We start from the raw sequence: 25,415 nt of genomic DNA, 5'->3' as shown, positions 1-25,415 counted from the left end.
TCTTATTTTTTCTTTTTAGTTCTTGTCCTTGACTTTTTTTCTTCTGGATAGAGAGCAAGCTCAAATACCTTTTCTACTCTATCAACGAATACAAGATTTACCTTTTTCTTGGCTTCCTCTGGAAGTTCTTCCATTACTTCTGCTCTATTCTTTTCTGGAAGTAGCACCGTCTTTGCACCATATCTTAAAGCTGCAAGAATTTTTTCTTTTAGACCACCAACTGGTAAAACTTTTCCACCAAGAGTGATTTCTCCAGTCATTGCAACTTCTTTTCTTACTTTCCTTTCTGTTAGTGCCGAAAGCATTGCAGTTGCAATAGTTATTCCAGCAGAAGGACCATCTTTTGGAATTGCTCCGGCCGGAACGTGAACATGAATGTCTATTTTCGAAAAATCGTGTTTGATATTGTACTTGTCTGCATTAGCCTTTATAAAGCCGAGGGCTGCTTGAGCAGATTCTTTCATAATGTCGCCAAGCCTTCCTGTAAGAATAAGTCTTCCACTACCTTTTGTAACGATAACTTCTATGAAAAGGACATCTCCTCCAACAGGAGTCCAAGCAAGTCCTGTTGCTACTCCTACTTCGTCCTCACCGAGTTCAAGCTCTGGAACAAACTTTGGAGCTCCAAGTATTTTTTCAATCAGTTTCTTTGTAACCTTGTACTTCTTTTCTTTTCCTTCACTGATCCATAAAGCTATTTTTCTACAAACAGCTGCTATTTTTCTGTCTAAATTTCTTACTCCAGCTTCTCTTGTGTAATGTCTTATTATGTGAAGAAGTGCTGAGTCTGTAAATTCAATATCGTCTTCTGTAAGTACATGATTTTTCATCTGCTTAGGAACTATATATCTTTTGGCAATCTGGAGTTTTTCATATTCGGTATATCCAGGAAGATTAAGAACTTCAAGTCTGTCGTATAAAGGTTCTGGTATTGTATGTGGAGTATTTGCCGTTGCTATGAATAAAACTTCTGATAGATCAAAAGGATGATTTATATAGTTATCAACAAATTCTCTATTCTGCTCTGGATCAAGGACTTCAAGTAAAGCTGCAGCAGGATCTCCTCGAAAATCTGAAGCCATTTTGTCTATCTCGTCAAGGAGAATTACTGGGTTCTTTGTTCCAGCTTTTTTAAGTGCCTGAATTATCTTTCCAGGCATTGCACCTACGTAAGTTCTTCTATGTCCTCTTATTTCTGCTTCATCTCTTACTCCACCAAGGGAGATTCTTACAAACTTTCTACCAAGAGCTCTTGCTATAGAACGTGCTAATGAAGTCTTTCCTACTCCAGGAGGACCTACAAAACAAATTGTTGGTTGTTTGGCATCTTTTACTTTTTTCTTCCTCTTCTTTATGAGAGCCTTTACTGCTAAATACTCTAAAATTCTGTTTTTAACCTTTTCAAGGTCATAGTGATCTTCATCCAGAATCTGTCTAGCCTTTTCTATGTCTAACTTATCTCTTGTTCTCTTTGACCAAGGAAGTTCAATCATCCACTCTATATAAGTTCTGAGAACCCCTGCTTCTGCAGACTCTGGATGCATTTTTTCAAGGCGAGAGAGCTCTTTTAAAACTGCTTCTTCTATTTCCTGAGGCATTTTAGCCTTTCTTATCTTTTCCTTGTACTCTTCTATCTCTTTTGTTCTTTCTTCTTCCTCTCCCAGTTCTTTTCTTATTGCTCGAAGTTGCTGTCTCAAAAAGTATTCTTTTTGTTCTTTTTCCATAGATTCTCGAGCTTTTGTTCTTATCAGTTCCTGAATTTCTAAGACTTTTATCTCGTGTTCCAATTTTTCACTTATCTTTCTAAGTCTTTCTATAGGATTAGTAATGGAAAGGAGTTCCATTGCTTCTTCTGTTGATAACTCTATCTGACCAGCAACTAAATCAGCTAATCTTCCAGGATCTTCAATCGAACGAAGAATTGCAACCATATCTGGAGGAATTTGCTTTCCAAGTGCAACAATTCTTTCTATTTGATCTTTTACTAGTTTAATTAATGCTTCTTCTTCAAGAGATTGGGGAGTATATTCTTCTTCAACAATGTGTTCAAGAGTAGCTTTATAGTAGCCGTCTTCTTTTTCTAACTTTTTAACTTTTGCTCTTCCAAGTCCTTGAACTAAAATTTTTACTCGACCGTCTCCCATCTTCATTGCTTTAAGGATAACGGCCACTGTTCCAAATTCATAAAGGTCTTCAGGGGTTGGTTCTTCTGTTTCTTTGTCTTTCTGTGTTAATAAGAAAATTAACTTGTGTTCCTTAAGAGATTCTTCTATAGCATTAAGTGAAAATTCTCTTCCAACAAAAAGAGGAGCTATCATCATTGGAAAGATAACAATATCTCTTAAGGGAAGAACGGGGAGTTCTTCAGGAAATCTTGTCTCATTTTGTTCATGAGGCTGTATCATTTCAGCCATTATCCTTCTCCTCTTTAATTTTTTCTCTTAAAAATTCCAAAAATGGTTCTCTTAAATCTTTTCTTCTAAGAGCAAAATCGACAGTAGCAATCAAAAATCCTAATTTGCTTCCTGTATCATACCTTTCTCCTTCCATTACTTTAGCATATAGCGCTTCTTTCATCCCAAGTCTCTCGATACCATCTGTAAGTTGTATCTCGCCGCCTTTGCCAGGTGGTGTTTTCTTTAATGCATCAAAAATTGCCGGTGTTAAGATGTATCTTCCAGTAATTGCAAGGTTTGAAGGAGCCTCCTCTAAAGAAGGTTTTTCCACAAGAGTATCTACTTTAAATACACTTGTTTCTATTTCCTTACCACCGATTATACCGTACTTACTAACATCCTTTTCTGAAACTTCTTGAACTCCTAAGACTGTACACCTATACTTATCAAAAACATTCATCAACTGTTTTATAGCTGGAGGATTTGAAATCATTATGTCATCACCTAATAAAACCGCAAATGGTTCGTTACCAATAGCTGGTTCTGCTGTTAATATGGCATGTCCAAGTCCTAAGGGTTCTTTCTGTCTTATATAAACAATTTCTGCAAGATTTGTTACTTCCCTTACAAGTTTTAAGAGCTCTTCTTTTCCTTTTTTCTCCAATGTATATTCTAATTCAAAATTTGTATCAAAGTGGTCTTCTATAGCTCTTTTATGTTTTCCTGTTACAAAAACTATCTGTTTAATACCAGCTCTAACAGCTTCCTCAACTATGTACTGTATTACAGGTTTATCAACAATTGGAAGCATTTCTTTTGGCTGAGCCTTTGTAGCTGGCAAGAATCTTGTACCAAGACCTGCAACAGGTATAACAGCCTTTTTTATCACTTAAACCTCCCAGGGAAACGATTTAGCAAATATACATTTTAAGTACCTTGATTCAGGTATTTGAAGGACAAATGGATGGTCTTTTGCTTGGTATGTTGTATAAAGAACTTTTAGTGGTATTCTTGTATCGTAAGCTGCAGAAAGAAGGATTTCTTCTAAGATAGGTGGAGTAATATGATGAGAACAGGAACAAACTACTATGTTCCCTCCAGGTTTTAACATCTTTAGTCCTCTAAGGAATAACTCCTTGTATCCTCTTTTTGCTTGTTCAACAACTGTTTTACTTTTTGCAAAAGCAGGCGGATCTATGACTATAGAATCAAATTTTTCTCCCTCCTGTTGCATTCTTTTTAAAACCTTAAAAGCGTCACCTTTAACAAATTGAAACTTATCTGCAACACCATTGAGTTTGGCATTTTCTTTTGCAAGATCAAGAGCTAGTTGGGAACTATCAACAGCGACAACTTCTTTAGCTTTTCCAATTACAGCTGCGTGAATTCCAAATCCTCCAAGATGGCAGAATGCATCTAAAACCCTATCTCCCTCTTTTACAAATTCTTTAGCAAAAAGAAGTTTATTTTCTCTTTGATCTAAAAAGTATCCTGTCTTTTGTCCTCCGATTATCTGGACGTTAAATTTTATTCCATTTTCTGTTATTACAACTTTCTCGGGTATTTCTCCATAGAGGGACTGTTCTACAAGTGGCAGTCCTTCTAATTCTCTTACTTGAACTGTTGATTTTTCATAAATACCTTTTGGTTTTACAACTTCAATAAGGGCTTGTACCACTTTGTCTTTTAAAACTTCCATTCCAAGAGTAGTTATTTGAACTACTAAATAGCCATTGTAGTAATCAACAATTAAACCTGGAAGGTAATCAGCTTCTGAGTGAATTAGTCTAAAACCTGTAGAATCCGAAGGAACTATTCCTTTTCTATACTCAAGAGCTTCAGAAATCCTTTTTATGAAAAATTTTAAATCAAGCTTTTCATCCTTTCTATAAGTAAGAATTCTTATAGCTATGTAACTATCTGGATTTATATAACCTTTTGCAAGAAAAGCTCCTTTATAGTCTCTTACTACACAGAGCTCTCCTGGTTTTGGTCTTCTTGAAAATGAAAGTATGTCATTTTTGTATACCCAAGGATGAAATCCTTTTATCCTTTTTTCTCTCCCTCTCTTTATAGAAACCTGAAGCATTTAAGACCTCACTACTAGCTTTGGTAAAAGTTTAAAAAACTTCTTTACTCCCTGTTTATAGGAAATTTCTCCTGTCAATAATGAAGTAATTAATTTTTGTATGCTTGGCTCTTTCTCTAATACATAGAAATTTAGTCTTTTAAATCTAAAAAAAAGGTTTCCTACGGTTCTTGCCCAGAAAAACTCTTTTCCCATTGATTCATCTATGAGTTCTTTATAAAGCTTTAGTATATCAAGATTTCCTTTTTCAAAAGCTTTCATTACGATTTCTGCTGAAATTACACCGCTTTTAACAGCGTAGTAGATTCCTTCCCCTGTAAATGGATCTACTAATCCACCTGCATCTCCAAGAAATAAAACGTTATTCCTATAAACATCATTTTTAGTTTTTCCTACAGGAATAGGAAATCCACTCTGATGTTTTATCTTTCCTTCTATTCCAAACTTTCGATTAAATCGGAAAAGTTTCTCCTTCAAGTCAAAAGCTTTTCTTTTTAGTTCTCCCAATCCTGTCGTTATAAAGTCTCCTTTAGGAAAAATCCAGTAGTATCCCCATGAAAAGTCAGAAAAGTCAATTAGTATATTGTCATTCCAGCTATGTTCTATATCTGCTTCATAGGTAAATCCTATATCTCTTTTTACCTTAAATTGTCTTGCTACTTTGCTGTTTACTCCATCAGCAACTATGATAACCTTAGCTTTATAGATATCCTTATCTGTTTCTATTTTCCATATCTTGTTTTCTTTACATAGTGATAGAACTTTTTCTCCAGTATGAATTTCAAAATAGGAATTGGAGATTGAATCAAAAAGAAAGTTATCTAATTCCTGTCTATCTGTAAGATAAGTTAAGACTTCATTGTAGTTTACTTCTACCTTTGAAGAGTTGTTGATAAAAACGAATTTTTTGGATTGAACTCTTACTACTTCGTCAATTCCAGGAAATAGTTTTTCTAATAGTCTATAAGCTTTTGGGGTTAATCCTCCAGCACATACTTTTTTCCGTGGGAAATTGTCTTTATCAAAAGCTATAACCTTAAAGCCTTTTCCTTCGATTCTTTTAAGAAATGAACTTCCCGAAGGACCTAATCCTAAAACTGCAATGTCATAAATCATCTATTCCTATCTTCCTCTATAGTCAGATATAAGTTTTTCAAACTCCTTAAATAAATATCTTGAGTCATGAGGTCCTGGTGAACTCTCAGGATGGTACTGAACGGTAAATAACGGTTTAGTTTTATGTTTAAGTCCTTCTACAGTACCGTCGTTTAAAGAATAATGTGTAACCTCGAGATCATCAGGAATTGTAGATTCATCAACTGCAAAGCCATGATTTTGTGCTGTAATCTCTACTTTTCCTGTTTTTTTGTTTTTTACAGGTTGATTTGCTCCTCTGTGTCCAAACTTTAGTTTGTAAGTGCTTGCTCCCATTGCAAGAGCTGTAAGCTGATGACCAAGACATATTCCAAAAATTGGCTTTTTATAGGTTGCAATCAAATAACGGATATTCTCTATAGCGTAGGTAACTGCAGCAGGATCTCCTGGTCCACAGGAAAGGAATATGCCATCTGGATTTAATTTTAGGATTTCTTCAGGAGGCGTTTGAGCAGGAACTACAATTGGTTTTAATCCTACATCAACTAAATTTCTAAGAATGTTATATCTGATTCCAAAGTCAAGGACCACAACAGAGTATTTTAAATTTTTTTTCTTAGGATATCCTTCGTTAAGTTTCCAAGTTCCAGCTTCCCATTCGTAAGGTTCTTTACAAGTTACCTCATCAACCAAGTTAAGTCCTTCCATTTTGGGAATCGAGCGTGCCTTTAAAATGAGGCTATTAGGATTAAGATCAACAGTAGATATAACTCCTCTCATAGTTCCAACGGAACGAAGTTTTTTTGTTAATTCTCTTGTATCAATTTCACAGATACCAACAATGTTGTATTCTTTTAGGTAATCCTCAAAAGAATTCTCGGCTCTCCAATTTGAATATATTTCAGAAATTTCTTTGACTATGAAACCTTCAGCTTTGGGGCCATTTGATTCTACATCTTCTTCGTTAGCTCCAACATTTCCAATTAGTGGACATGTCATTGTGACTATTTGTCCTTTAAACGATGGATCTGTTATTATTTCTTGATAACCAGTCATTGAAGTTGTAAAGACTACTTCACCAGAAGTTTCTCCTTCAGCTCCAAAGCTGTAACCTTCATAGTATGTACCATCTTCTAAGGCAAGAATTGCTGGCTTTCTTTTAAGCATGAGCTCTACCTCTCCTACTATATTATAATTTGATGTCTATAAATATTACAGGACCCTTAATTTTACCATTAGATATTAGATGTTATATCCTTGTTAAAGGAGGTTACAGTGAAAAGTTTTCCTTTCCTTAGAAAATTTAAAATTTTGATGTCAATAGTTGTTTTTAGTTTGTTTTTCGTTGGATGTTTTTCTGAAAGGAGCAATAAACCTTTAATCGTTTCTTCTCTTCCAGTATGGAAGAATGTAGCTGAGTACATAGGAGGCAGAGACTTTAGATACTTTTCCATTTTAAAAGGTGGTGAATCACCTCATGGCTATGAAATTAAGCCTTCTGATGTTAAAAAGCTAAAAGAAGCAAGTCTTATAATTGTTCACGGTTTAGGGCTTGATGATTGGAGCGTAAAAAATGTGAGTAAAGAAAAGGTTTTGAATATTGGAGAGCTTTTTGAAAAAAAGTATCCTGTAGTTAAACAGCCTGGATATCACATTTGGGCAAATCCTGTCTTGATGGAAGATATTTATTTTGAGGTTGCAAGAAGACTTTCGGAATTTTATCCTAAGAAGGAAACATACTATACGAAAAGGGCTGAAGATTATGCTTCTATGATAGAGCAACTTCTTGGTAGAATAGAAAGATGTCTGCAAGGAGCTAATAGTAAAGTGGTTGTAATTTATCATCCTGTTTGGAAGCCTTTGCTTGAAACCTTTGGAGTAAAAGTAATAGAGATTGCACGAACTCCTGAAGAACAGATAACTCCTGAAAGATTAAGACATGTTATAGAAGAAGCCAAAAAAGAAAATGCGAAAGTGGTTATAGGAGAAACTTTTGCATCAAGAAAAGTTCCGGAGACTATTGCAGAAGCTATAGGTGGAAAGGTATTAATTCTTAATCCAATACCTGATAAAGATTATGTCATAACTCTTTCAGAATGGGGAGAGAAAATCTGTAATGCTTTAAAGGAGCAGTAAGATGATTTTGATGATAGATAACTATGATTCATTTACCTATAACGTTGTTCAGTATTTCGGTAAACTTGGAGCAGATATAAAAGTTTATAGAAACGACAAAATAACAATTCAACAAATTGAGAAGATGAAACCTGAAGCTCTTGTGATATCGCCGGGACCTTGTACACCAAGAGAGGCAGGAATTTCAGTTGAGGCTATAAGGCATTTTGCAGGAAAAATCCCTATTCTTGGTATTTGCTTAGGTCATCAGTCAATAGGCTTTGCTTTCGGTGGAAAGATTGTTAGAGCTAAAAAACTTATGCATGGGAAGGCATCAAACATAATCCACAATGAAGAAGGACTTTTTAAGGGAATGAAGAATCCATTTTCAGCAATCAGATACCATTCTCTTGTTATAGACAGAGAAACCTTTCCAGATGTCCTTGAAGTCACAGCTGAAAGTGAAGATGATAGGGAGATAATGGGAATTAAGCATAAAACGATGCCCATTTACGGTGTTCAGTTTCATCCTGAGTCAATTTTGACTGAGGATGGAATAAAAATAATTGAAAACTTCTTAAAGTTGGTTTAGGTAAAAATTGAAAAGGATTCTCATAATTACAGGAGAACTGTCAGGGTTTAATTATGTCAAGGAGCTTATCCCTTATCTTTCAGAGCATTTAAAGGTTTATGGCGTTCTTCTTGATGAAGTTCCTGGAGCTGAAAGGATTTTAGATTCAAAGGAGCTTATAGCCTTTGGTCTTTTTGAATCTCTTTCAAAGCTTCCTTCAATATGGAGAGGAAAGAAAATCATTGAAAAGTTTTTAGAGGAAAAAGAACCTGATGCGGTTCTCCTTGTTGATTTTCCAGGATTTAATCTAAAAATTGCAGAAATTGCGAAGAAAAAAGGGATAAAAGTCTTTTACTTTATCTCTCCAAAATTTTGGGCTTGGGGTGAAAGAAGAATAGAAAAAATAAAAAAGTTTGTTGATAGGATGTTTGTAATCTTTCCCTTTGAGGTAGACCTCTACCAAAGATACGCAGTTGATGTTACTTACGTTGGTAATCCTTTAAAAGATATAGTAAGACCCGTTGTTTCTTCTACTGAGTTTAGGAAAAAGTATAACTTAAAAGAGCCTGTTTTTGCTCTTATGCCTGGAAGTAGATTTTCTGAAATTAAATATCTTCTTGAACCTATGCTTGAAGTTTCAAAAAGGATAGAGGGAACTTTTGTTCTTCCTGTGGCTTCTTCTATAGAAAGAAACTACATGGAAGCTGCTGTAAAAAGAATTAATCCAGAAGTGTTCTTAGTTCCTGAAGAAGAAAGGTACAATTTGCTTTTTTCTGCTGATGCCGGGATTATAGCTTCAGGAACAGCAAGTTTAGAAGCAGCTATTGCAGGACTTCCTCATGTAGTTGTTTATAAGCTCCATCCTCTTACCTTTGCTATAGCAAGGAGAGTTGTTAAAATTCCTTTCGTTTCGCTTCCAAATATAATTGCTGGCGAAGAGGTAGTTCCAGAACTTCTCCAAGAAAGAGCAAATCCAGAAGATATAACATTGACGCTTCTTGATGTCTATAAAAATAAGGAGTTTATAAAAGAACTTCTTAAAGAAAAAGTTAGTTCGAAACTTACAGGAGGAGCAATAAAAAAGCTATGTCAGGAAATTTTAAAAGAAGTATAAAACTTTTTGCCGTTTCGCAGCCTGGAATAGAAGAGATAACTGCTAAGGAACTAGAAGGATTAGGAATTAAAGGAACAGTGGTTCCTGGAGGAGTTGAATTTGAAGGAGACTTAGAAGTTCTCTACAAAACCAATCTCTGCCTCAGGACTGCAAGCAGAATTCTGTTAAGGCTCTGCACATTTAGAGCAAAACACTTCGCAGAGCTCGTCAGGAAGGCCAAAAAGTGTCCATGGAACGACTTTATTACACCCGATTTACCTTTAAAAATCAGAGCAACCTCAAAGAAGTCAAAGCTTTACCACTCTAAAGCAATTGAAGAGAGAATCTGGAGAGCAATTACTGAAGCTGTAGGTTTCAAACCTCAAAAGGCAAGATTAGAGGACGAGGGAACGAGCGTTATCGTCCGTTTTGAGAATGATATCTGCACGATCAGTATAAACAGTTCTGGTGCAATGCTCCACAAAAGAGGATATAGAGTAAAAGAAACACAAGCTCCTTTAAGAGAAACACTCGCAGCAGCGATGGTTTTAGTTTCTGGCTGGAGGGGTGAAACTCCACTTATCGATCCTTTCTGCGGTTCTGGAACAATTCCAATAGAAGCTGCAATGATTGCTGCAAACGTTCCACCGGGAATTAATAGAGACTTTGCCTTTATGAGGTGGAAGAACTTTGATGAAGAGCTCTGGAAAAGTATAAAAAAAGAAGCTATTTCAAAGATAAAAGAGGTTAAGGTTCCAATAATTGGCTATGATATAGATCCTGACGCCATAGAAGCTGCAAGAAAAAACGCAGAAGCTACCAGAGTTTCAGAATTTATCCGGTTTGAAAATCTTTCTTTTCCAGAAGTTTCATTCGATGCCGTTACAATCGTTACAAATCCTCCTTATGGTGTAAGACTTCCAATAAAGAACGTCAGAGAAATCTACAGACGGCTTGGGGACTGGATTGAAAGGCGCTTTAAAGACTATAGAGTTCTCTTTCTCTCTCCAAACAAAAAGCTTGCAGAACTTACGGGACTAAACTCCAAATTAATTACTTTCTTCTCAAACGGAGGCATAACAGTTGGCCTTTATAGGGCTGAACGTTAATCTAAACAAACGGTTTTGACAAAATAAAAACAATTTCTACATTTAACTTTGAATTCAGATTAGGAGGAACAGTAATGATTGAAAGACTTCAAGAGCTTAAAACTGAACTTGAAAAGGTAAAAGATAAATACTTTGAAATAAGGGGGTATTTTTGACATAGAGAAGATGAAAAAAAAGCTTACAGAGATTGAAGAAGAAATGTCGTCAGCAAACTTTTGGAATGATCAGAAAAAAGCTCAAAGTATTTCTATGGAGAGAAATAGAATTGAATCAGAGCTTAATACTTTTTCATCTATAGAACAACAACTTGAAGATATTGAAACTCTTCTTGAAATTGCAGAAGAAGAAAGTGAGGAAAGCTTATTAGATGAAGCTGAAAGTTTTTTAAAAAATATAGAAAGAGAGCTTAATTCACTTGAAGTTAAAACGGTTCTTTCAGGTGAATTTGATAAGAACAATGCAATCGTAACTATTCATGCTGGTGCTGGAGGAACTGAGTCTTGTGATTGGGCAGAAATGCTGATGAGAATGTATCTAAGATGGGCTGAAAGAAAAGGATTTGAAACAGAAATTCTTGATCTTCAGGAGAACGAGGAAGCAGGAATTAAAAGTGCAACGATTTTAATTAAAGGAGCCTATGCTTACGGGTTGCTTAGAGCGGAACATGGAACTCACAGACTTGTAAGAATTTCTCCGTTTGATTCAAATGCAAGAAGACATACATCGTTTTGTGGGGTTATCGTCGTTCCAGAAATAGATGAAGATATAGATATAGAAATTAAAGATGAAGATCTCAGGATTGATACTTATAGAGCTTCCGGTGCTGGTGGACAGCACGTAAACAAGACCGATTCAGCAGTAAGAATTACTCATCTTCCTACAGGAATAGTTGTAACTTGTCAAAGTGAACGTTCGCAAATTCAAAATAGGCAAAGAGCAATGAAGATTTTAAAAGCAAGACTTTACGAGCTTGAAAGGCAAAAAAGAGAGGAGAAAATAGCAGAAGCTCGTGGAGAGCATAAAACCATAGCGTGGGGTAATCAAATAAGATCTTACGTTTTCCATCCTTATCAGATGGTAAAGGATCACAGAACAGGAATAGAAACGTCAAATATAAATGCAGTGATGGATGGAGAGATAGACCAGTTTATAGAAGGATTTTTAAAGCAAAAAGCTAGAGAGGGGAAAGTTGGACACTAAGAGAGTTAAGGAGTTTTATCTTGGAGAACTCTCAGATAGTTTTCTCTACGAAAAACTGGCTAAAAAGGAAAAAGATGCAAGAAGAAAGGAAGAACTTTTAAGGATTTCTCAGATAGAAAAGGTTCATGCAGACTTTAGGAAAAGTGTTCTTGAGAAAAGAGGTATTGAACCACCAGATTTTAAACTTAGTGGAAAAGTTTCATTACTTCTAAAAATAACTTCTTTGATTCCACCTGCTCTTATTGTTTCGCTTTTTGAATTTTATGAGTCTTCAACTGTTAGAGAATACTATAAATTTCTCAAGTCTTCAGAGCTTTCTGAAGAAGAAAAAGAACAGTTAAAGAAAATCATTGTTGACGAAATAGAACATGAAAGCTTTTTTAGAAGTGTTGTAAAAGAGTTTGATCCTTCTCGAGTTAGGGATTTAGTTTTTGGGATGAATGACGGACTTGTGGAAATTCTTGGAGCTGTTTCTGGATTCTCAGCTGTTTATCCCGATAGACCCGAAATTGTAGGCTTGAGTGGTCTTATAGTTGGGTTTGCAGGTGCAGCTTCCATGGGAATAGGAGCTTTTATTTCCAGCAAATCTCAAAAGGAAGTTTCTCTTCGAAATAGAGAAGAACTTGAGATTCTAAAAGAAGTTTCTCCTGATACCTTAATTGAGAGAGTTTCGCAAGAACTTGGCATAGAAAAGGAAAACTTAAAAAAGCTTCCTCGTAAAGTTCTAATACGACTTCTTCTTGAGGAAGAAAACTCTGGAGAAGAAATTAAGTTTGGAGTAGTTACAGGTCTTGCCTATCTTTTAGGAGTAATTTTTCCTGTTTTTCCTTATTTTCTATTGGAAAATTCGTATGGAGCTCTCGCTCTTTCCATTCTATCTGCGGGAATTGTCTTAGCTATAACCGGAAGTTTTGTTGCCTTTCTTTCCGGAATTAGTATAAAAAAGAAAGCAATAGAAATGCTTATGGTGGGATTTGCAGCGGCCGGATTTTCCTACTTTATAGGTAGAATTGCCAATTTGCTATTTGGAATTGAAATAAGCTAAGGCACAGGGTATTAACCCTGTGCAGCAAGTTCTTTTTCAAGTTGAGCCACAGCAGTTGCTATCCTTGACATTCTTCTTGCAGCCTCATTCTTGTGGATAGCACCCCTTGCAGCAGCCCTCTGAATCCACTTCATCGCAACCTTGAGTTGCTCTTTTGCAGCTTCAAGATTCTTCTCAGCAACCGCTTCAAGAACTTTCTTAGCTTCAGTTTTCATTCTTCTTGTGTAGTATCTATTTCTCTCTCTTCTCTTAATATTCTGACGAAGTCTCTTTTTTGCAGACTTTGTATTTGGCATTCTGTTTCCTCCACCAATTTGTTTTGCGGTGTCAAAGTTTATAGCAACCGAGTCTTAAAAGCAAGTTTATAAGTTAACTTTTCTTACTAATTTTAAGATTAAGGCTTTTTGCGTATGTAGTCTGTTTTCAGCTTGATCCCAAACAATGGATCTATCACTTTCGATAATTTCGTTTGTCACTTCTTCTCCTCTATGAGCAGGAAGACAGTGCATGAACAAAAAGTCTGACTTTGCGTGTTTAACAAGCTCTCTGTTTACTTGATAAGGCATAAAGATTTCCTTTCGTTTTTCGGCTTCATCTTCCTGCCCCATACTTGCCCAAACGTCTGTATAGATGATATCTGCTTCTTTAACAGCTTCTATCGGATTATTTGTGATAACTATTTCAGCTCCTGTGTCTTTTGCTATTTCTTTAGCTTTCTCTACATATTCTATTAGAGGTTCAAAACCTTTAGGTGTTGCAGCATAAAATTTCATTCCTGTGTAGGCAGCTCCGATTAACCATGAATTACACATGTTGTTACCGTCTCCCACATAGGCAACTTTTAGACCTTTTAAGTTTCTCTTATATTCCCAAATGGTAAATATGTCTGCAAGTACTTGGCAAGGGTGTTCTTCGTCTGTAAGAGCATTGATTACTGGAACATCAGAGTACTTTGCAAGTTCTTCGACTCTTTCTTGGCCAAAAGTTCTAATTACTATAAGATTGACGTATCTTGATAACACTCTTGCTGTATCTTTTATTGGTTCGCCTCTTCCAAGCTGGGAGCTTCTGTTATCCATATAAATACCATGACCACCAAGTTGATAGACCCCAACTTCAAAGGAAACTCTTGTTCTTGTTGACGGCTTTTCAAAGATGAGGGCAGCTGTAAATCCTTCAAGGGGTCTATAGAGCTCTCCTTTTTTCTGTTTTTCCTTCAAGAAAGAACTTAAGGAAATAATGTTTTCTATAAATAGTCTATCTGCATCTACCATAGATATAAAATCTTTCATTGTTTCTCTCCTCTAAACCTTTCTAAAAATATTTTATATTGGTTTTGTAAAAATTTAATTTTTTCTTCACCTTGTGCAATTTTTTCATCTAAGTTTGCTAATTTTCTTTCGGCTTTAATAAGTTCTGCTTCCATTTCTTCAATTTTTAAAAGAACCTCTTTTAGAAAGAAAAAAAGCTTTACGGAAAAAAGAAAAGAGAGAACTATTACTAAAAGTATTAATATCAGTAATAGTTGAACCACTCCACTATCCTCCCCTTTGAAACTTTGTCTTTAAATGTTTCACCTTCTGCTTCAGACAAAAATCTAATTTCGGTTTCTCCAGAAGGTAAAAATACTAAGATAGAAAGGTACTTATTCGTGCTTTCTTTTGCTAAAAAGCCTACTGTTTCTAATCCTTTGCTTGAAATACAGAATTTAGAACTACTTTCTGAGGAAATTATCTTTCCTGGTAATATCATGTACTTAAGTTTTTTTCCCCTCGGTAAGGGTATTTTTTCCTTTCCCACATTGATGCTGTTTTCCTTAAAATCTGCACAGAGTTCAATAGGATTAGAAAGATTGAAGACAGAATTTGTTGCTGTTTTTAGTTTATTTTCAAAGTTTTCCATGGAGGTTGCTTCTATGTTGAAAAAAGTAGGAAGAGTAATAGTTAAAGTTAAAGATACTATTAAAAGAACTATTACAAGCTCTAACAAAGTAAAAGCTTTTTTCATTAAAGTTTTATCTCCTAGAGAGTTTTAGTTTGGTTTGAATAATTTTGATTATATCTTAACCTTGATATTTTGGACATCTGAAAAACGATAGCTTTCGTTAGTATTCATTAGCTATCGTTAACAGATGTCCTTCGCTACCTTTTGCAAGGCAGGAACTACTATCCCTTATCTCCTTAAAGAGACTCAGGGAATACTTTTCATGTGGAAAAAGAGTTATCCTAACAGCTCTACTGAGCTTATCTATCCAGTTTGAAAGTTTTAAAAATCCTTCTCTGACTCTTTTTCCGAGCTTCTTAATCGCAATATTTAAAGCTCCATTAAGGTCTGCATTAAAAACTTTGTTGAGTTTTAAGTCTTTGAAAAGACCTCTCTTTATCCTTTTACCTGTAATTTTTAGTTTCTTCACGTCTTCTTCTGTTATTTCTTTTTTGTCCTTTCCTGTTATTTCTTTTATGTTACCTGTTATTGAAGAAACTTGAGATGTATAAGGTTCTGGTTCTTTCAAAAATTCTATTCCAGCTAACTTGCATTTATACTCTAGTTTTTGTATCAGCTTACCAAGTGGTATTTGTCTAAACTCTTGATTGAATCTTTTTCCTTTTGTCCCTTCTTTTTTGTATTCTTTAGTCAAAGAGTCTGAAATGATTACTCTTCCTATTCCTTCTTTTAAACAGATAGTAACTATAAAGTTTGATACCATCCCAAATATCTGTTCTATCCTCTTTTTCCTATAATTCCAGAGTTTCTTGTGTTCTAATTCTTTTCCTTCACTTTGGAGTTTTGTTGATAGCTTGTTTACCCATTGGTTGAATGCTTTTAAGGGATTGCCATTGATGATAAACGACGGTAAATCCTCTTTGTTGGAAACTGCAGAAATCAAATTCTTGACTCCCAAGTCAATTGAGAGGAAAAACTCTTTGTTTAGAATAACTTCACTTTTAGGAACTTCATAGCTTGTTAGATAAGTTACTTCTCCTGATGCTGACCAGTTTATTTTGATATGTTTTATTTTTAAACTTTCAGGAACTTTAAACTTAACTGCTCCAAAATCTTTTCCAATTCTAACTACTATGTGGTTAGAATTTCTTTTTCCTTGAAGTTTTCTTTTATCTACAACCATATTGGGATTTGTTTCAAGAGTAAAGGAGTAAAGAGTATTTAGCTTTCTTGGCTTTGGAAGTGATGCTTTTTCTCCTTTTTTCCACTTTTCTAGGATACTTTTGAACTCCTTTGCCACAACTCCAACGAGAGCTTTTGCTGTGTCTGAACCTATCTTTTCAGTCCACAAAACAACAAGTTCTTTCTTCCAGTTTCTTATATTTTCATTCTCAAAAGGTAGCTTTTCTCTATCTTTAACGAATTTTTCAAGGAATGTTTTGGAGAGGAAGGTTTTTATGTCTTTTGTGTTTTTGTGATATTCTAATGCACACAGATAAAGGAGGTTTTTAAACTGCTGGAAGGTTTTTGAAGCTTTTTCCAGTTTATTGTAGATGCTTTTCTTGGTAATGGAGATAGATAATGTAAGGAGCAAGGTAGAACTCCTTTTTTGACTTTTAGGATGAATTTATATTTAGGATGTGGAAGTGACAAGTTGCATGAAAGCTAATGATTTATAAGGAAATGTAATGTAATCAAGAACTGTTTGCAAGGAGGTAGTTTGGGACTTTTTGATAGGTTTAGAAAAAAGACTGAAGAGGAAGAGTTTTTCCATGCGATTGAGAGTAAAGACTACGTTACAGTAGTTAAATTAGGAAAAGCTCTTATCAGTAAATATCCAAATTCTATATCTATCGTTAATTCTTATAGTGATGCTCTTATTAAACTTGGAAAAAAGAAAGAAGCAATAGAAGTTCTTTTGAACTTTACTGAAGAAAAAATAAGAGAAGAATACTTTGATGTTGCTGTTGCTATGCTGAAAAAAGTTTTAAGAATAGACCCTTTTGAGATTAGAGCTTTGAAACTTCTCATTTCTGTCTATCGAAAAAAGGGACTTTTTTATGAAGCGTTCAAGACTCTTGAAGAAGCTTATTGGCGCTTTTTGTATGCAGGAAAATCTACTTCTACTATAAAAAGTCTTTTGGAAAACTTTATTGAAGGAGAATTACATCCTCTTTTTTTCGAAAAGTTTGCTGAGATTTTAAAGGCTGAAGAAAATTCTGAAGATGCTTATACTAACTATATATTAGCTGGAAATCTGTATATGAATCTCAAAAACTATAAATCTGCTTTAAGAGCTTTTCTAAAAGCTAGAGAAATAAAGAGAACAACAAATTTAGATAAACAAATTTTAGATGTTGTAGTTAATGAAGATGGAAGAAAAGATGTTGTTCTTAAACTAATCATTGATAATAGTTCTGATTTTGATTTTCTTAAGTATCTTATTAGTGTATTTAAAACTGCAGACAAGTTAAGTTTCCTCAAACAAATCATTGAGAATATTTCTGATCCTAAGATTAAGTTTTTCTTAAGTGCCATGATAGAGTTTGAGTTAGGAGAAGTAGAGAATGGCTTAGAGTTTATGGAAAAACTTAAATTTCTTGATAAAGAAGCCTATAACAAGCTGCTTGCAGTGGTGTCTTTAAAATATCCTGGATATTCAGATATCCTAAAAGTAGAAGAAACTACTCTACCAGATCCCGAGGATATTTTAGAAGTATTAGAACAAGCAATCGATGTTCCTGTTGAAATACAATCCTCTTTTAATGAAATTGAAGAATTTGAAAAGGAAAAAAGCAAGGATATAGATAAAGAAGTTAAGAATCTTGAATTAGATGGAAGTAAGTACATTTCAATGGCTGAAGCAATGCTTGGACTTGGACAGTTTGATAAAGCTATTGAGAATGCGAGAAAAGCTCTTATGTACGAAGACTTGTTTTTTAGAGCAAGTATTCTTCTTGCAACAACTTTAAAGATGAAAGGAAATCTTAGAGAAGCTCTTGATTTCCTTGTAGATATCTTAAATACAGAAAAACTTACTGAAGATGAAAAAGCAAAACTAAAAAAACTCTTGGGAGAAGTTTATGAAGATATGGGAAATGAGGAAAAAGCTCTCATCTGGTATAAAGAAGCCTACAAAACACTAAGAGAACCCGAGTTAAAGTGCAAAATAGATGAGCTTGAAAAAAAAGCTTCTTAAGTCTCTTTATGTTCATGTGCCTTTTTGCAGGAAAAAGTGTCCATATTGTGATTTTTATTCTGTTGAAGATTTTTCTTTTGTATCAGAATATGAAAAGGCACTTTTGTCAGAGTTCTCTCTTAGAAATCCAGAATTTACTCAATTTCCAACAGTATATTTTGGAGGAGGAACTCCTTCTACTTTGAAGCCAAACCTTTTTTACTCGATACTGTCACGAATTGGACAGTTTTCAGAAGTTACCGTTGAATTAAATCCAGAAGATGTAAATCTTTGCTACTTACGTAATCTCAAGGAATTAGGGGTAAACAGAATAAGCCTTGGAGTTCAAAGTTTTTCTGATAATATTTTAAAGAAACTTGGAAGAAGACAGAAATCTATAGATAACCTTAGAGCTCTCGAAATTGTGTTTAAAGTTTTTAGTAATGTTTCGATAGATATCATTTATGGAGCTCCAAAGCAAACTATACTTGAGCTTGAAAAAGATCTATCAATAGCTCTTTCTTTTCCTATAAAACATATATCTCTTTATGCTCTTACTGTATACGAAGAAACTCCTTTTTACAAGTTTATGAAAGAAGGAAAATTAAAGCTTCCTGAGGAAGAAAAACTAAGTAACATGTACTACTTTATTGAGGAATTTTTAACAAGCCAAGGATTTAAACACTACGAAATATCAAACTTTGCTCTTTTGGGTTTTGAATCAAAACATAATCTCAACTACTGGTATTTAGAAAACTACTTAGGAATTGGGGTTTCAGCTGGTTCTTATGTTAACAGGAAGTATTGGAAAAATACTTCTAATCTAAAAAATTATATTAAAGCAACCTTATATAGGAAAGAGCTTCCTGAGAAAGAAGAAACTATTTATTCTGAAAAAGAGGAAAAAGAGCTTAAATTAATAATGGGATTAAGACTTATTGAGGGTGTTAACTTAGAAAGGATACAGCTTCTTGACTCGTTTAAGAAAGCTATTGAAAAAAGCAACAAGATAAGAATTTTGATAGAAGAAGAATTCCTAATTTTTAAAGAGCCTATCCTAAAACTTGGTAAAAAAGGACTATTTACATCAAATGCAGTGATTTCTGAAGTTACTTCAGAAATTTTCTGAAATTCTATACTTTTCCTTCTCTCTTTAACCTTTCAATAAGATGATCTTCCTTTCCTACCTCCATCCAACCCTTTGCTCTCAAGACACAGCTATCGCATTTTCCACAGGGAACTTCTGTTCCTCTATAACAGGAAATTGAGTAGGAGTAATCAGCTCCAAGAGAAAGACCAAGTTTTATAATTTCCCCTTTTGTTAAATTAATAAGAGGTGCGTGAATTTTCCAACTTTTTCCTTCTGAACCAAGTTTTGTACCCTTGTTTAAAGCTTCTTCCATTGCAGCCAAAAATTCTGGCCTACAGTCTGGATAGCCACTATAGTCTACTGCATTCCAGCCGCCAACTAAGTTTGTTGTATTCTTAGTTTCAGCGTAAGCTGCTGCTATTGAAAGGAATATGCCGTTTCGGAAAGGAACATAAGTAATTGGAATCCCCCTTTCCTTTATCTCTTCAATTGATTGTGTTTCAGGAACTTCTAAATTTTTATCCGTTAATGCAGATCCTCCAAATTTGGAAATATCAACTTCAAAGAGGATATGCTCTTCCACTTTTGCCTTTTTTGCAATTATTCTTGCCATTTCTACTTCTAAAGAGTGTCTTTGACCATAGTAAAATGTAATTGCAAAAACTTTATTAAAGTTTTTCTTTGCCCAGTATAAAGCAGTAGTGGAGTCAAGACCTCCCGAAAGTATGACAATAGCAGAACTCATCAATCCTCCTTAATTTGACTGAAAAAATTTTACAAATTAAAATTACGCTGACACTCATTATAATTTATTTCAGGAGAGGAACCTTGACTTTCCAGGAGATAATATTTACTCTTGAAAACTATTGGGCATCTAAAGGATGCATTATTGCTTCAAGTTATGATGTTGAACAGGGTGCTGGAACAATGCACCCTTTTACATTTTTAAAAGTGCTTGATAAAAAGCCTTGGAACGTTGCTTATGTTCAGCCTTGTCGTCGTCCGGCTGATGGAAGGTATGGAGAAAATCCTAATAGGCTTCAACACTATTTTCAATTTCAAGTTATTCTAAAACCTTCACCAGAAAACTCTCAAGAGCTCTATCTTGGAAGTCTTGAAGCTCTTGGAATAAAACTTACTGAACATGATATTAGATTTGTTGAAGATGATTGGGAATCTCCAACTCTTGGTGCGTGGGGACTTGGTTGGGAAGTCTGGCTTGACGGAATGGAGATAACTCAGTTTACCTATTTTCAACAGGCTGGAGGAATTACTTTAGATCCTGTTTCCGTTGAAATTACATACGGTTTAGAAAGAATAGCTATGTATATTCAAGAAGTCGATAGCGTTTACGATATAGTATGGACAGAAGGTGTAAAGTACGGAGATCTTTATAAAGAAAATGAATACCAATGGTCTGTTTACAATTTTGAGAAAGCTGATGTTGAAATGCTTTTTGAGCTTTTTAACATGTACGAAAAAGAATCTCTCAGACTTGTTGAAGAGGGACTTGTCCTTCCTGCTTACGACTGTTGTTTAAAGTGTTCTCATATTTTCAATCTTCTTGATGCAAGAGGAGCTATTTCAGTTGCTGAAAGAGCAGCTTTTATCGGAAGAGTTAGAAAGTTGGCTGGAAAATGTGCAAAAAAGTACTTAGAACTTGAAAGTGAAGAGGTAAAAAGTGAAGGCACAGAATTTACTGCTTGAAATAGGGTGCGAAGAGCTTCCAGCTTCTTTTATAAAACCAGCTCTTGACTTTTTAAAAACAGAATTAAGCAAAAGACTTGAGGACGCATTTCTCAAACCGTCTGAAATAGAAACTTTTGGAACACCAAGACGCTTGATTTTACTTGCTTACGACATACCAGAAGTTCAGCCAGATAGAGAGGAGCTCCTTGTAGGACCTTCTGTAAAGGCAGCTTTTGATAGTGAAGGAAATCCTACAAAGGCAGCAATTGGTTTTGCAAGATCAAAAGGGGTTGCTGTAGAAGAACTAATTAAAGTTTCTAATCCTCTAGGTAAAAAAGGAGAATATGTAGCTATAAAAAAACTCGTTAAAGGAAAACCTGCTAAAGAGATATTAGCGCTCATCCTTCCTCAACTTATTCTTTCAATTCCATTCAAAAAGAGTATGAGATGGGGAAGTAAAAAAGTTAGGTTTGGAAGGCCTATCAGATGGATACTTGCAGTTTATGGAAGGGAAATAGTTACCTTTGAAGTTGATGGAATAAAAAGTAGTAATATTTCTTACGGTCATAGATTTCTTACACCTAATGGTTTTGAAGTTGAGAACGTAAACGAATTTATAAATGGACTTGAAGAAAAGTTTGTGGTTGCTGATATTGAGAAAAGAAAATCTATAATTTTAGATGTTTCTGAAACTTTAGCTAAAAAGGTAGGGGGAGAACTTTTAAAAGATGAAGATCTTCTTGAAGAAGTAACAAATCTTGTTGAATATCCGTATCCAATACTTGGTAGCTTTGACAAAGAGTTCTTAAACCTTCCAAAAGAAGTTCCTATAGTTGTTATGAAAGACCACCAAAAGTTTTTCTCTGTTGTTGATAACGATGGAAATCTTAAAAACTATTTTATTGGTATTTCGAACATAAAACCTGCTGATGAGAGTGTTATTCGTAAGGGATATGAAAAAGTCTTACGGGCAAGATTAAAAGATGCTCTTTTCTTTTTTAATGAAGACAGAAAGAAAACGCTTGAAGAAAGAGTACCTCAACTAAATGGTATTGTCTTTCATGAGAAGCTTGGAACAATGTTTGATAAAACAAAAAGATTGGAGCTTCTAGCTCCTTTTGTTGCTGAATCTACAGGTAAAGGAAGGGTTAAAGAAAAGGTAGAAAGAGCTGCCTTACTTTCTAAAGCAGATCTTCTTACTGAAATGGTGAATGAGTTTCCAGAACTTCAAGGAACAATGGGTAAGTACTATGCTCTTCTTGATGGGGAAGATGAAAGTGTAGCAACTGCCATTGAAGAGCAGTACTTCCCAAGATTTTCAGGAGATGTAGTAGCAAGGGGAGAAGTAGGAATATCTCTTTCTCTTTCTGAAAAGATTGACAATCTTATTGGCTTCTTTGGAGTCGGAATAAGACCTACTGGCTCAGCAGATCCTTATTCTTTAAGAAGAAATGCAATTGGATTAATTCAAACAATTCTTGAAAACAGAATTCATTTGAATCTTCTGCCTGTTTTTCAGAAGGCAAAAGAAATTTATGAGGATTTAGGTTTAAAGCTATCAGAGAGTGCTCCGCAGGAAGTTCTTGAGTTTGTGAAGGAAAGGTTTAAAGTTTTACTACGTGAAAGAGGATTTAAAATCGATACAATTGAAGCAATTCTTTCTATAACTGATGACCTTTATGATGCTCTTCTTAGGATAGAAGCTATAGAAACTTTAAGAAAGAGTGAAGAATTTGAAAACGTTCTTGTTACTTTAAGAAGAGTTGTAAACATTATTCCTAAAGGCTTTGAAGCTGTTGATTTTGAACCGGAAGGAAAGTATGAAACTGAACTTTATGAAAAATTCCTTTTAATAAAGGAAAAACTTTCAAAGTTAATTTCTTCTAAAAACTATAGAGAAGCTCTTCTTCTCATTAAAGAACTCAAGCCTTTTGTAGATGCTTTCTTTGAAAATGTTATGGTCATGGATAAAGATGAAAACGTAAAAAATAGAAGGCTAAGCCTTCTTAAAACAATAGCTAACGAACTTCTTAGCATAGCAGACTTTTCAAAAATAGCTTCTTAAGGGGGCAGGAAGATGTCAAAAAAAATGGTTTACTACTTTGGTGGTGGAAAAGCTGAAGGAAAAGCTGATATGAAGTTGCTTCTTGGTGGCAAGGGAGCAAACCTTGCTGAAATGACAAACTTAGGTTTACCAGTACCTCCAGGAATAACTATAACAACTGAAGTTTGTAAAGAGTACTTTGAAAAGGGATGTCAGTTTCCTGAAGGGATGTGGAAGCAAGTCCTCGAAGGACTTGCAAAGATAGAAGAGGAGATAGGGAAAAAGTTTGGTTCTAAGGAAAATCCTCTTCTTGTTTCTGTAAGATCTGGAGCTCCTGTTTCAATGCCAGGAATGATGGATACTATTTTAAACCTTGGTCTTAACGACGAAACTGTCAAGGGATTGGCAAACTCTACAGGTAATGAAAGGTTTGCGTGGGACTCTTATAGACGTTTTATTCAAATGTTTGGCAACGTTGTTATGGGAATTCCTCATGACAAGTTTGAGGCTTTACTTGAGAAGAAAAAAGAAGAAGTTGGAGCAGAAGCAGATGTCGATTTAACGGCTGAAGATCTTAAAGATCTTGTAAAGCAATACAAAGAGCTTGTTAAGAAAGAAACGGGTAAAAATTTTCCACAAGATCCTTATGAACAACTTAGAATGGCTATAAAGGCAGTATTTGATTCTTGGAATAATCCAAGAGCTATAAAGTATAGAGAGATAAACAATATTCCTAAGGACTATGGAACTGCTGTAAACATTGTTGCAATGGTATTTGGAAATATGGGAGAAACTTCTGGAACTGGAGTTGCATTTACAAGAAATCCTTCCACAGGCGAAAACGTCTTCTATGGAGAGTATCTCAAAAATGCTCAAGGTGAAGACGTAGTTGCTGGAATAAGAACTCCACAACCTCTTACAAAGGTTCAAAAGACATCTTCGGATCAAACATCTCTTGAAGAAGAATTCCCTGAAGTCTATAAGCAGCTTGAAAAAATTAGAGAAGTTCTTGAAAAACACTACAGAGATATGCAAGATATTGAGTTTACAATAGAAAACGGTAGACTATGGATGCTTCAAACAAGAACAGGAAAGAGGACTGCAAGAGCTGCTGTTAAGATTGCAGTAGATATGGTGAAAGAAGGATTAATATCAAAGGAAGAAGCTATACTTAGAGTTGATCCTTTAATGATCAACCAGCTTCTTCACCCAATGATTGATGAAGAAGATAGAAAGAAGGCTATAGCTGAAGGAAGACTTATAACAAAGGGACTTCCAGCAGCTCCTGGGGCAGTTTCTGGAATGGTTGTTTTCTCTGCTGATGAAGCTGTAGAACTTGCCGAGAAAGGAAAGAAAGTAATTCTTGTAAGACATGAAACATCTCCAGAGGATATTCATGGAATGCATGCAGCTCAAGGTATCCTCACATCTCGTGGTGGTATGACATCACACGCTGCGGTTGTTGCAAGAGGTATGGGTAAGACATGTATTGTTGGAGCTGAATCCATTCATGTAGACTATGAAAATGAAGAGTTTAGAGTAGGAGATGTTGTAGTTAAGAAAGGAGATGTTATTACAATTGATGGTGCTACTGGTGAAGTTTTCCTTGGAGAAATAAAGACAATCCCTGCACAAATTTCAGGTGAATTTAAAGAACTTATGAAGTGGGCAGATGAAATAAGAGATCTTCAGGTAAGAGTAAACGCTGATACTCCGGAAGATGCAAAGCAAGGAAGAGAATTTGGTGCAGAAGGTATAGGACTTTGTAGAACAGAGCACATGTTCTTTAAAGAAGAAAGGATTCCTGTTGTTCGTGAGATGATCTTAGCTAAAACAGAAGAAGAGAGAAAGAGAGCTCTTTCTAAGCTTCTTCCAATGCAAAGAGAGGACTTTATCGCAATTTTCAAGGTAATGAATGGACTACCTGTAAACATAAGACTTCTTGATCCACCGCTACATGAATTCCTTCCAAGAACAGAAGAAGAGTTTGAAAGAACCGCAAAAGAGATGGGACTTCCTGTAGAAGAGATTAAGAGAAGGGCCGAAGAACTCCATGAAGTTAATCCAATGCTCGGACTTAGAGGTTCAAGACTTGGAATAGCTTATCCTGAAATTTATGAAATGCAAGCAAGAGCTATTCTTGAAGCTGCGTGTTACTGCAAGAAAGAAGGTATAGAAGTTCTCCCAGAAATTATGCTTCCTCTAATTGCCGATGATAAAGAACTTGAGGAGCTTAAAAAGCTTATAGACAAAGTTGCTGAAGAAGTCTTTAACGAAATAGGTATCAAAGTTCAATACCAAGTTGGAACAATGGTTGAAGTTCCAAGAGCAGCTTTGATTGCTGATCAACTTGCTAAATACGCTGAATACTTCTCATTTGGAACAAACGACTTAACACAGATGACCTTCGGTCTATCAAGGGACGATTCTGGTAAGTTTATAGGCAAGTATGTGGAACTTGGAATTCTTAAAGGTGATCCATTCATGCACATAGATGAAAACGGTGTAGGTCAACTTATAAAACTTGCAGTTGAAAAAGGAAACAAGGTAAGACCTAATATGAAAACTGGAATTTGTGGTGAACATGGAGGAGATCCAAGGTCTATAAACTTTTTCCAAAAAGTAGGAGTTAAATACGTTAGCCCTTCACCATTTAGAGTACCAATTGCAAGACTCGCTGCTGCTCAGGCTAAGATAAGACAAATGAGGGGAGAGCTTTAAATAGAAATTTTTATTACTTACGAAGGGGGCTCCTGC

The 25,415-nt window shown here is 35.1% G+C and carries 22 protein-coding genes; 11 read left to right on the top strand and 11 right to left on the bottom strand.

All coding sequences use genetic code 11. The features are described from left to right. Nucleotides 1–2: 2 nt before the first annotated feature. From lon to carA, 5 genes are read right to left on the bottom strand one after another with little or no spacing between them, the layout of a single operon-like run. Nucleotides 3–2,414 carry an endopeptidase La gene (gene lon / locus DESTER_RS07180; protein ID WP_013638985.1) on the bottom strand — a complete coding sequence of 804 codons (2,412 nt, stop codon included), beginning with the start codon at nt 2,412–2,414 and terminating at the stop codon, nt 3–5. Then, nucleotides 2,407–3,285: a UTP--glucose-1-phosphate uridylyltransferase GalU gene (gene galU / locus DESTER_RS07175; protein ID WP_013638984.1), complete on the bottom strand. Its 879-nt coding sequence runs from the start codon at nt 3,283–3,285 to the stop codon at nt 2,407–2,409. The genes lon and galU overlap by 8 nt, the downstream gene beginning before the upstream one ends. Then, complete coding sequence (locus DESTER_RS07170) at nt 3,286–4,485, bottom strand: class I SAM-dependent rRNA methyltransferase (RefSeq protein WP_013638983.1); 1,200 nt, start codon at nt 4,483–4,485, stop codon at nt 3,286–3,288. Then, a complete protein-coding gene (locus DESTER_RS07165; RefSeq protein ID WP_013638982.1) occupies nt 4,486–5,601 on the bottom strand; it encodes a geranylgeranyl reductase family protein in 1,116 nt (371 codons plus the stop codon). Between the two features lie 6 nt (nt 5,602–5,607). After that, a complete protein-coding gene (gene carA, locus DESTER_RS07160; RefSeq protein WP_013638981.1) occupies nt 5,608–6,747 on the bottom strand; it encodes a glutamine-hydrolyzing carbamoyl-phosphate synthase small subunit in 1,140 nt (379 codons plus the stop codon). Between the two features lie 108 nt (nt 6,748–6,855). On the opposite strand from carA, the gene DESTER_RS07155 reads away from it, so the two are divergent. The 6 genes from DESTER_RS07155 (at nt 6,856) to DESTER_RS07130 (ending at nt 12,713) form a co-directional block, all read left to right on the top strand. Then, nucleotides 6,856–7,716, top strand: coding sequence for a metal ABC transporter substrate-binding protein (locus tag DESTER_RS07155; RefSeq protein ID WP_013638980.1), 861 nt, complete (start codon nt 6,856–6,858; stop codon nt 7,714–7,716). A 1-nt stretch (nt 7,717) separates the two neighbouring features. After that, nucleotides 7,718–8,287, top strand: coding sequence for an anthranilate synthase component II (locus DESTER_RS07150; RefSeq protein WP_013638979.1), 570 nt, complete (start codon nt 7,718–7,720; stop codon nt 8,285–8,287). Between the two features lie 7 nt (nt 8,288–8,294). Then, on the top strand, nt 8,295–9,380 hold the full coding sequence (gene lpxB / locus DESTER_RS07145; protein WP_013638978.1) for a lipid-A-disaccharide synthase: 1,086 nt from the start codon (nt 8,295–8,297) through the stop codon (nt 9,378–9,380). After that, nucleotides 9,353–10,468, top strand: coding sequence for a THUMP domain-containing class I SAM-dependent RNA methyltransferase (locus DESTER_RS07140; protein WP_013638977.1), 1,116 nt, complete (start codon nt 9,353–9,355; stop codon nt 10,466–10,468). Before lpxB ends, DESTER_RS07140 begins: the two co-directional genes overlap by 28 nt. Nucleotides 10,469–10,542: 74 nt before the next feature. Continuing rightward, nucleotides 10,543–11,668 (top strand): peptide chain release factor 2 gene (gene prfB / locus DESTER_RS07135; RefSeq protein ID WP_013638976.1). Its coding sequence is split into 2 segments (ribosomal slippage): nt 10,543–10,617 and nt 10,619–11,668, totalling 1,125 coding nucleotides; the frame shifts between segments, so codons are not numbered across the junction. Further along, nucleotides 11,658–12,713 (top strand): VIT1/CCC1 transporter family protein, encoded by a 1,056-nt coding sequence (locus DESTER_RS07130; protein WP_013638975.1) that lies wholly within the window; start codon nt 11,658–11,660, stop codon nt 12,711–12,713. The genes prfB and DESTER_RS07130 overlap by 11 nt, the downstream gene beginning before the upstream one ends. Before the next feature lie 11 nt (nt 12,714–12,724). Here DESTER_RS07130 and rpsT read toward each other — a convergent pair whose 3' ends face one another. The 5 genes from rpsT to DESTER_RS07105 all read right to left on the bottom strand — a co-directional run bounded on the left by rpsT (nt 12,725) and on the right by DESTER_RS07105 (nt 16,251). Continuing rightward, nucleotides 12,725–13,009, bottom strand: a complete 285-nt coding sequence (gene rpsT / locus DESTER_RS07125) for a 30S ribosomal protein S20 (protein ID WP_013638974.1) — start codon at nt 13,007–13,009, stop codon at nt 12,725–12,727. 66 nt (nt 13,010–13,075) lie between these two features. Continuing rightward, entirely contained in the window at nt 13,076–14,005 is a 930-nt protein-coding gene (gene argF / locus DESTER_RS07120) for an ornithine carbamoyltransferase (protein WP_013638973.1), read from the bottom strand. Beyond that, nucleotides 14,002–14,247 (bottom strand): hypothetical protein, encoded by a 246-nt coding sequence (locus DESTER_RS07115; RefSeq protein WP_013638972.1) that lies wholly within the window; start codon nt 14,245–14,247, stop codon nt 14,002–14,004. The genes argF and DESTER_RS07115 overlap by 4 nt, the downstream gene beginning before the upstream one ends. Further along, a complete protein-coding gene (locus DESTER_RS07110; RefSeq protein ID WP_013638971.1) occupies nt 14,229–14,720 on the bottom strand; it encodes a prepilin-type N-terminal cleavage/methylation domain-containing protein in 492 nt (163 codons plus the stop codon). The genes DESTER_RS07115 and DESTER_RS07110 overlap by 19 nt, the downstream gene beginning before the upstream one ends. A 97-nt stretch (nt 14,721–14,817) precedes the next feature. After that, nucleotides 14,818–16,251 (bottom strand): RNA-guided endonuclease InsQ/TnpB family protein, encoded by a 1,434-nt coding sequence (locus DESTER_RS07105; protein WP_013638970.1) that lies wholly within the window; start codon nt 16,249–16,251, stop codon nt 14,818–14,820. Nucleotides 16,252–16,377: 126 nt separating this feature from the next. Between DESTER_RS07105 and DESTER_RS07100 the strand changes: the two genes are divergently transcribed. Both DESTER_RS07100 and hemW read left to right on the top strand, forming a co-directional pair. Further along, the gene (locus tag DESTER_RS07100) at nt 16,378–17,856 is read left to right on the top strand and encodes a tetratricopeptide repeat protein (RefSeq protein WP_013638969.1); all 1,479 of its coding nucleotides are present in this window, start codon (nt 16,378–16,380) and stop codon (nt 17,854–17,856) included. Beyond that, a complete protein-coding gene (gene hemW, locus DESTER_RS07095) occupies nt 17,831–18,964 on the top strand; it encodes a radical SAM family heme chaperone HemW (protein WP_013638968.1) in 1,134 nt (377 codons plus the stop codon). The genes DESTER_RS07100 and hemW overlap by 26 nt, the downstream gene beginning before the upstream one ends. Before the next feature lie 4 nt (nt 18,965–18,968). On the opposite strand, the gene queC is transcribed toward hemW, so the two are convergent. Beyond that, nucleotides 18,969–19,670: a 7-cyano-7-deazaguanine synthase QueC gene (gene queC, locus DESTER_RS07090; RefSeq protein WP_013638967.1), complete on the bottom strand. Its 702-nt coding sequence runs from the start codon at nt 19,668–19,670 to the stop codon at nt 18,969–18,971. 83 nt (nt 19,671–19,753) lie between these two features. On the opposite strand from queC, the gene DESTER_RS07085 reads away from it, so the two are divergent. From DESTER_RS07085 to ppdK, 3 genes are read left to right on the top strand one after another with little or no spacing between them, the layout of a single operon-like run. Beyond that, on the top strand, nt 19,754–20,632 hold the full coding sequence (locus DESTER_RS07085; protein ID WP_013638966.1) for a glycine--tRNA ligase subunit alpha: 879 nt from the start codon (nt 19,754–19,756) through the stop codon (nt 20,630–20,632). Next, a complete protein-coding gene (gene glyS / locus DESTER_RS07080) occupies nt 20,607–22,679 on the top strand; it encodes a glycine--tRNA ligase subunit beta (RefSeq protein ID WP_013638965.1) in 2,073 nt (690 codons plus the stop codon). The genes DESTER_RS07085 and glyS overlap by 26 nt, the downstream gene beginning before the upstream one ends. A 12-nt stretch (nt 22,680–22,691) precedes the next feature. Continuing rightward, nucleotides 22,692–25,379 carry a pyruvate, phosphate dikinase gene (ppdK, locus tag DESTER_RS07075; protein ID WP_013638964.1) on the top strand — a complete coding sequence of 896 codons (2,688 nt, stop codon included), beginning with the start codon at nt 22,692–22,694 and terminating at the stop codon, nt 25,377–25,379. Nucleotides 25,380–25,415 lie beyond the last annotated feature (36 nt).

The organism is Desulfurobacterium thermolithotrophum DSM 11699, assembly GCF_000191045.1.
Taxonomy (GTDB): domain Bacteria; phylum Aquificota; class Aquificia; order Desulfurobacteriales; family Desulfurobacteriaceae; genus Desulfurobacterium; species Desulfurobacterium thermolithotrophum.
This window is presented reverse-complemented; position numbering and strand designations above follow the sequence as displayed.

Excerpts from the sequence above, each read along its gene's own strand:
- lon (WP_013638985.1), bottom strand. The coding sequence starts at position 2,414 with ATGGCTGAAATGATACAGCCTCATGAACAAAATGAGACAAGATTTCCT.
- DESTER_RS07170 (WP_013638983.1), bottom strand. The coding sequence starts at position 4,485 with ATGCTTCAGGTTTCTATAAAGAGAGGGAGAGAAAAAAGGATAAAAGGA.
- DESTER_RS07165 (WP_013638982.1), bottom strand. The coding sequence starts at position 5,601 with ATGATTTATGACATTGCAGTTTTAGGATTAGGTCCTTCGGGAAGTTCA.
- carA (WP_013638981.1), bottom strand. The coding sequence starts at position 6,747 with ATGCTTAAAAGAAAGCCAGCAATTCTTGCCTTAGAAGATGGTACATAC.
- DESTER_RS07150 (WP_013638979.1), top strand. The coding sequence starts at position 7,718 with ATGATTTTGATGATAGATAACTATGATTCATTTACCTATAACGTTGTT.
- DESTER_RS07140 (WP_013638977.1), top strand. The coding sequence starts at position 9,353 with ATGTCAGGAAATTTTAAAAGAAGTATAAAACTTTTTGCCGTTTCGCAG.
- rpsT (WP_013638974.1), bottom strand. The coding sequence starts at position 13,009 with ATGCCAAATACAAAGTCTGCAAAAAAGAGACTTCGTCAGAATATTAAG.
- argF (WP_013638973.1), bottom strand. The coding sequence starts at position 14,005 with ATGAAAGATTTTATATCTATGGTAGATGCAGATAGACTATTTATAGAA.
- DESTER_RS07110 (WP_013638971.1), bottom strand. The coding sequence starts at position 14,720 with ATGAAAAAAGCTTTTACTTTGTTAGAGCTTGTAATAGTTCTTTTAATA.
- hemW (WP_013638968.1), top strand. The coding sequence starts at position 17,831 with ATGAGCTTGAAAAAAAAGCTTCTTAAGTCTCTTTATGTTCATGTGCCT.
- queC (WP_013638967.1), bottom strand. The coding sequence starts at position 19,670 with ATGAGTTCTGCTATTGTCATACTTTCGGGAGGTCTTGACTCCACTACT.
- ppdK (WP_013638964.1), top strand. The coding sequence starts at position 22,692 with ATGTCAAAAAAAATGGTTTACTACTTTGGTGGTGGAAAAGCTGAAGGA.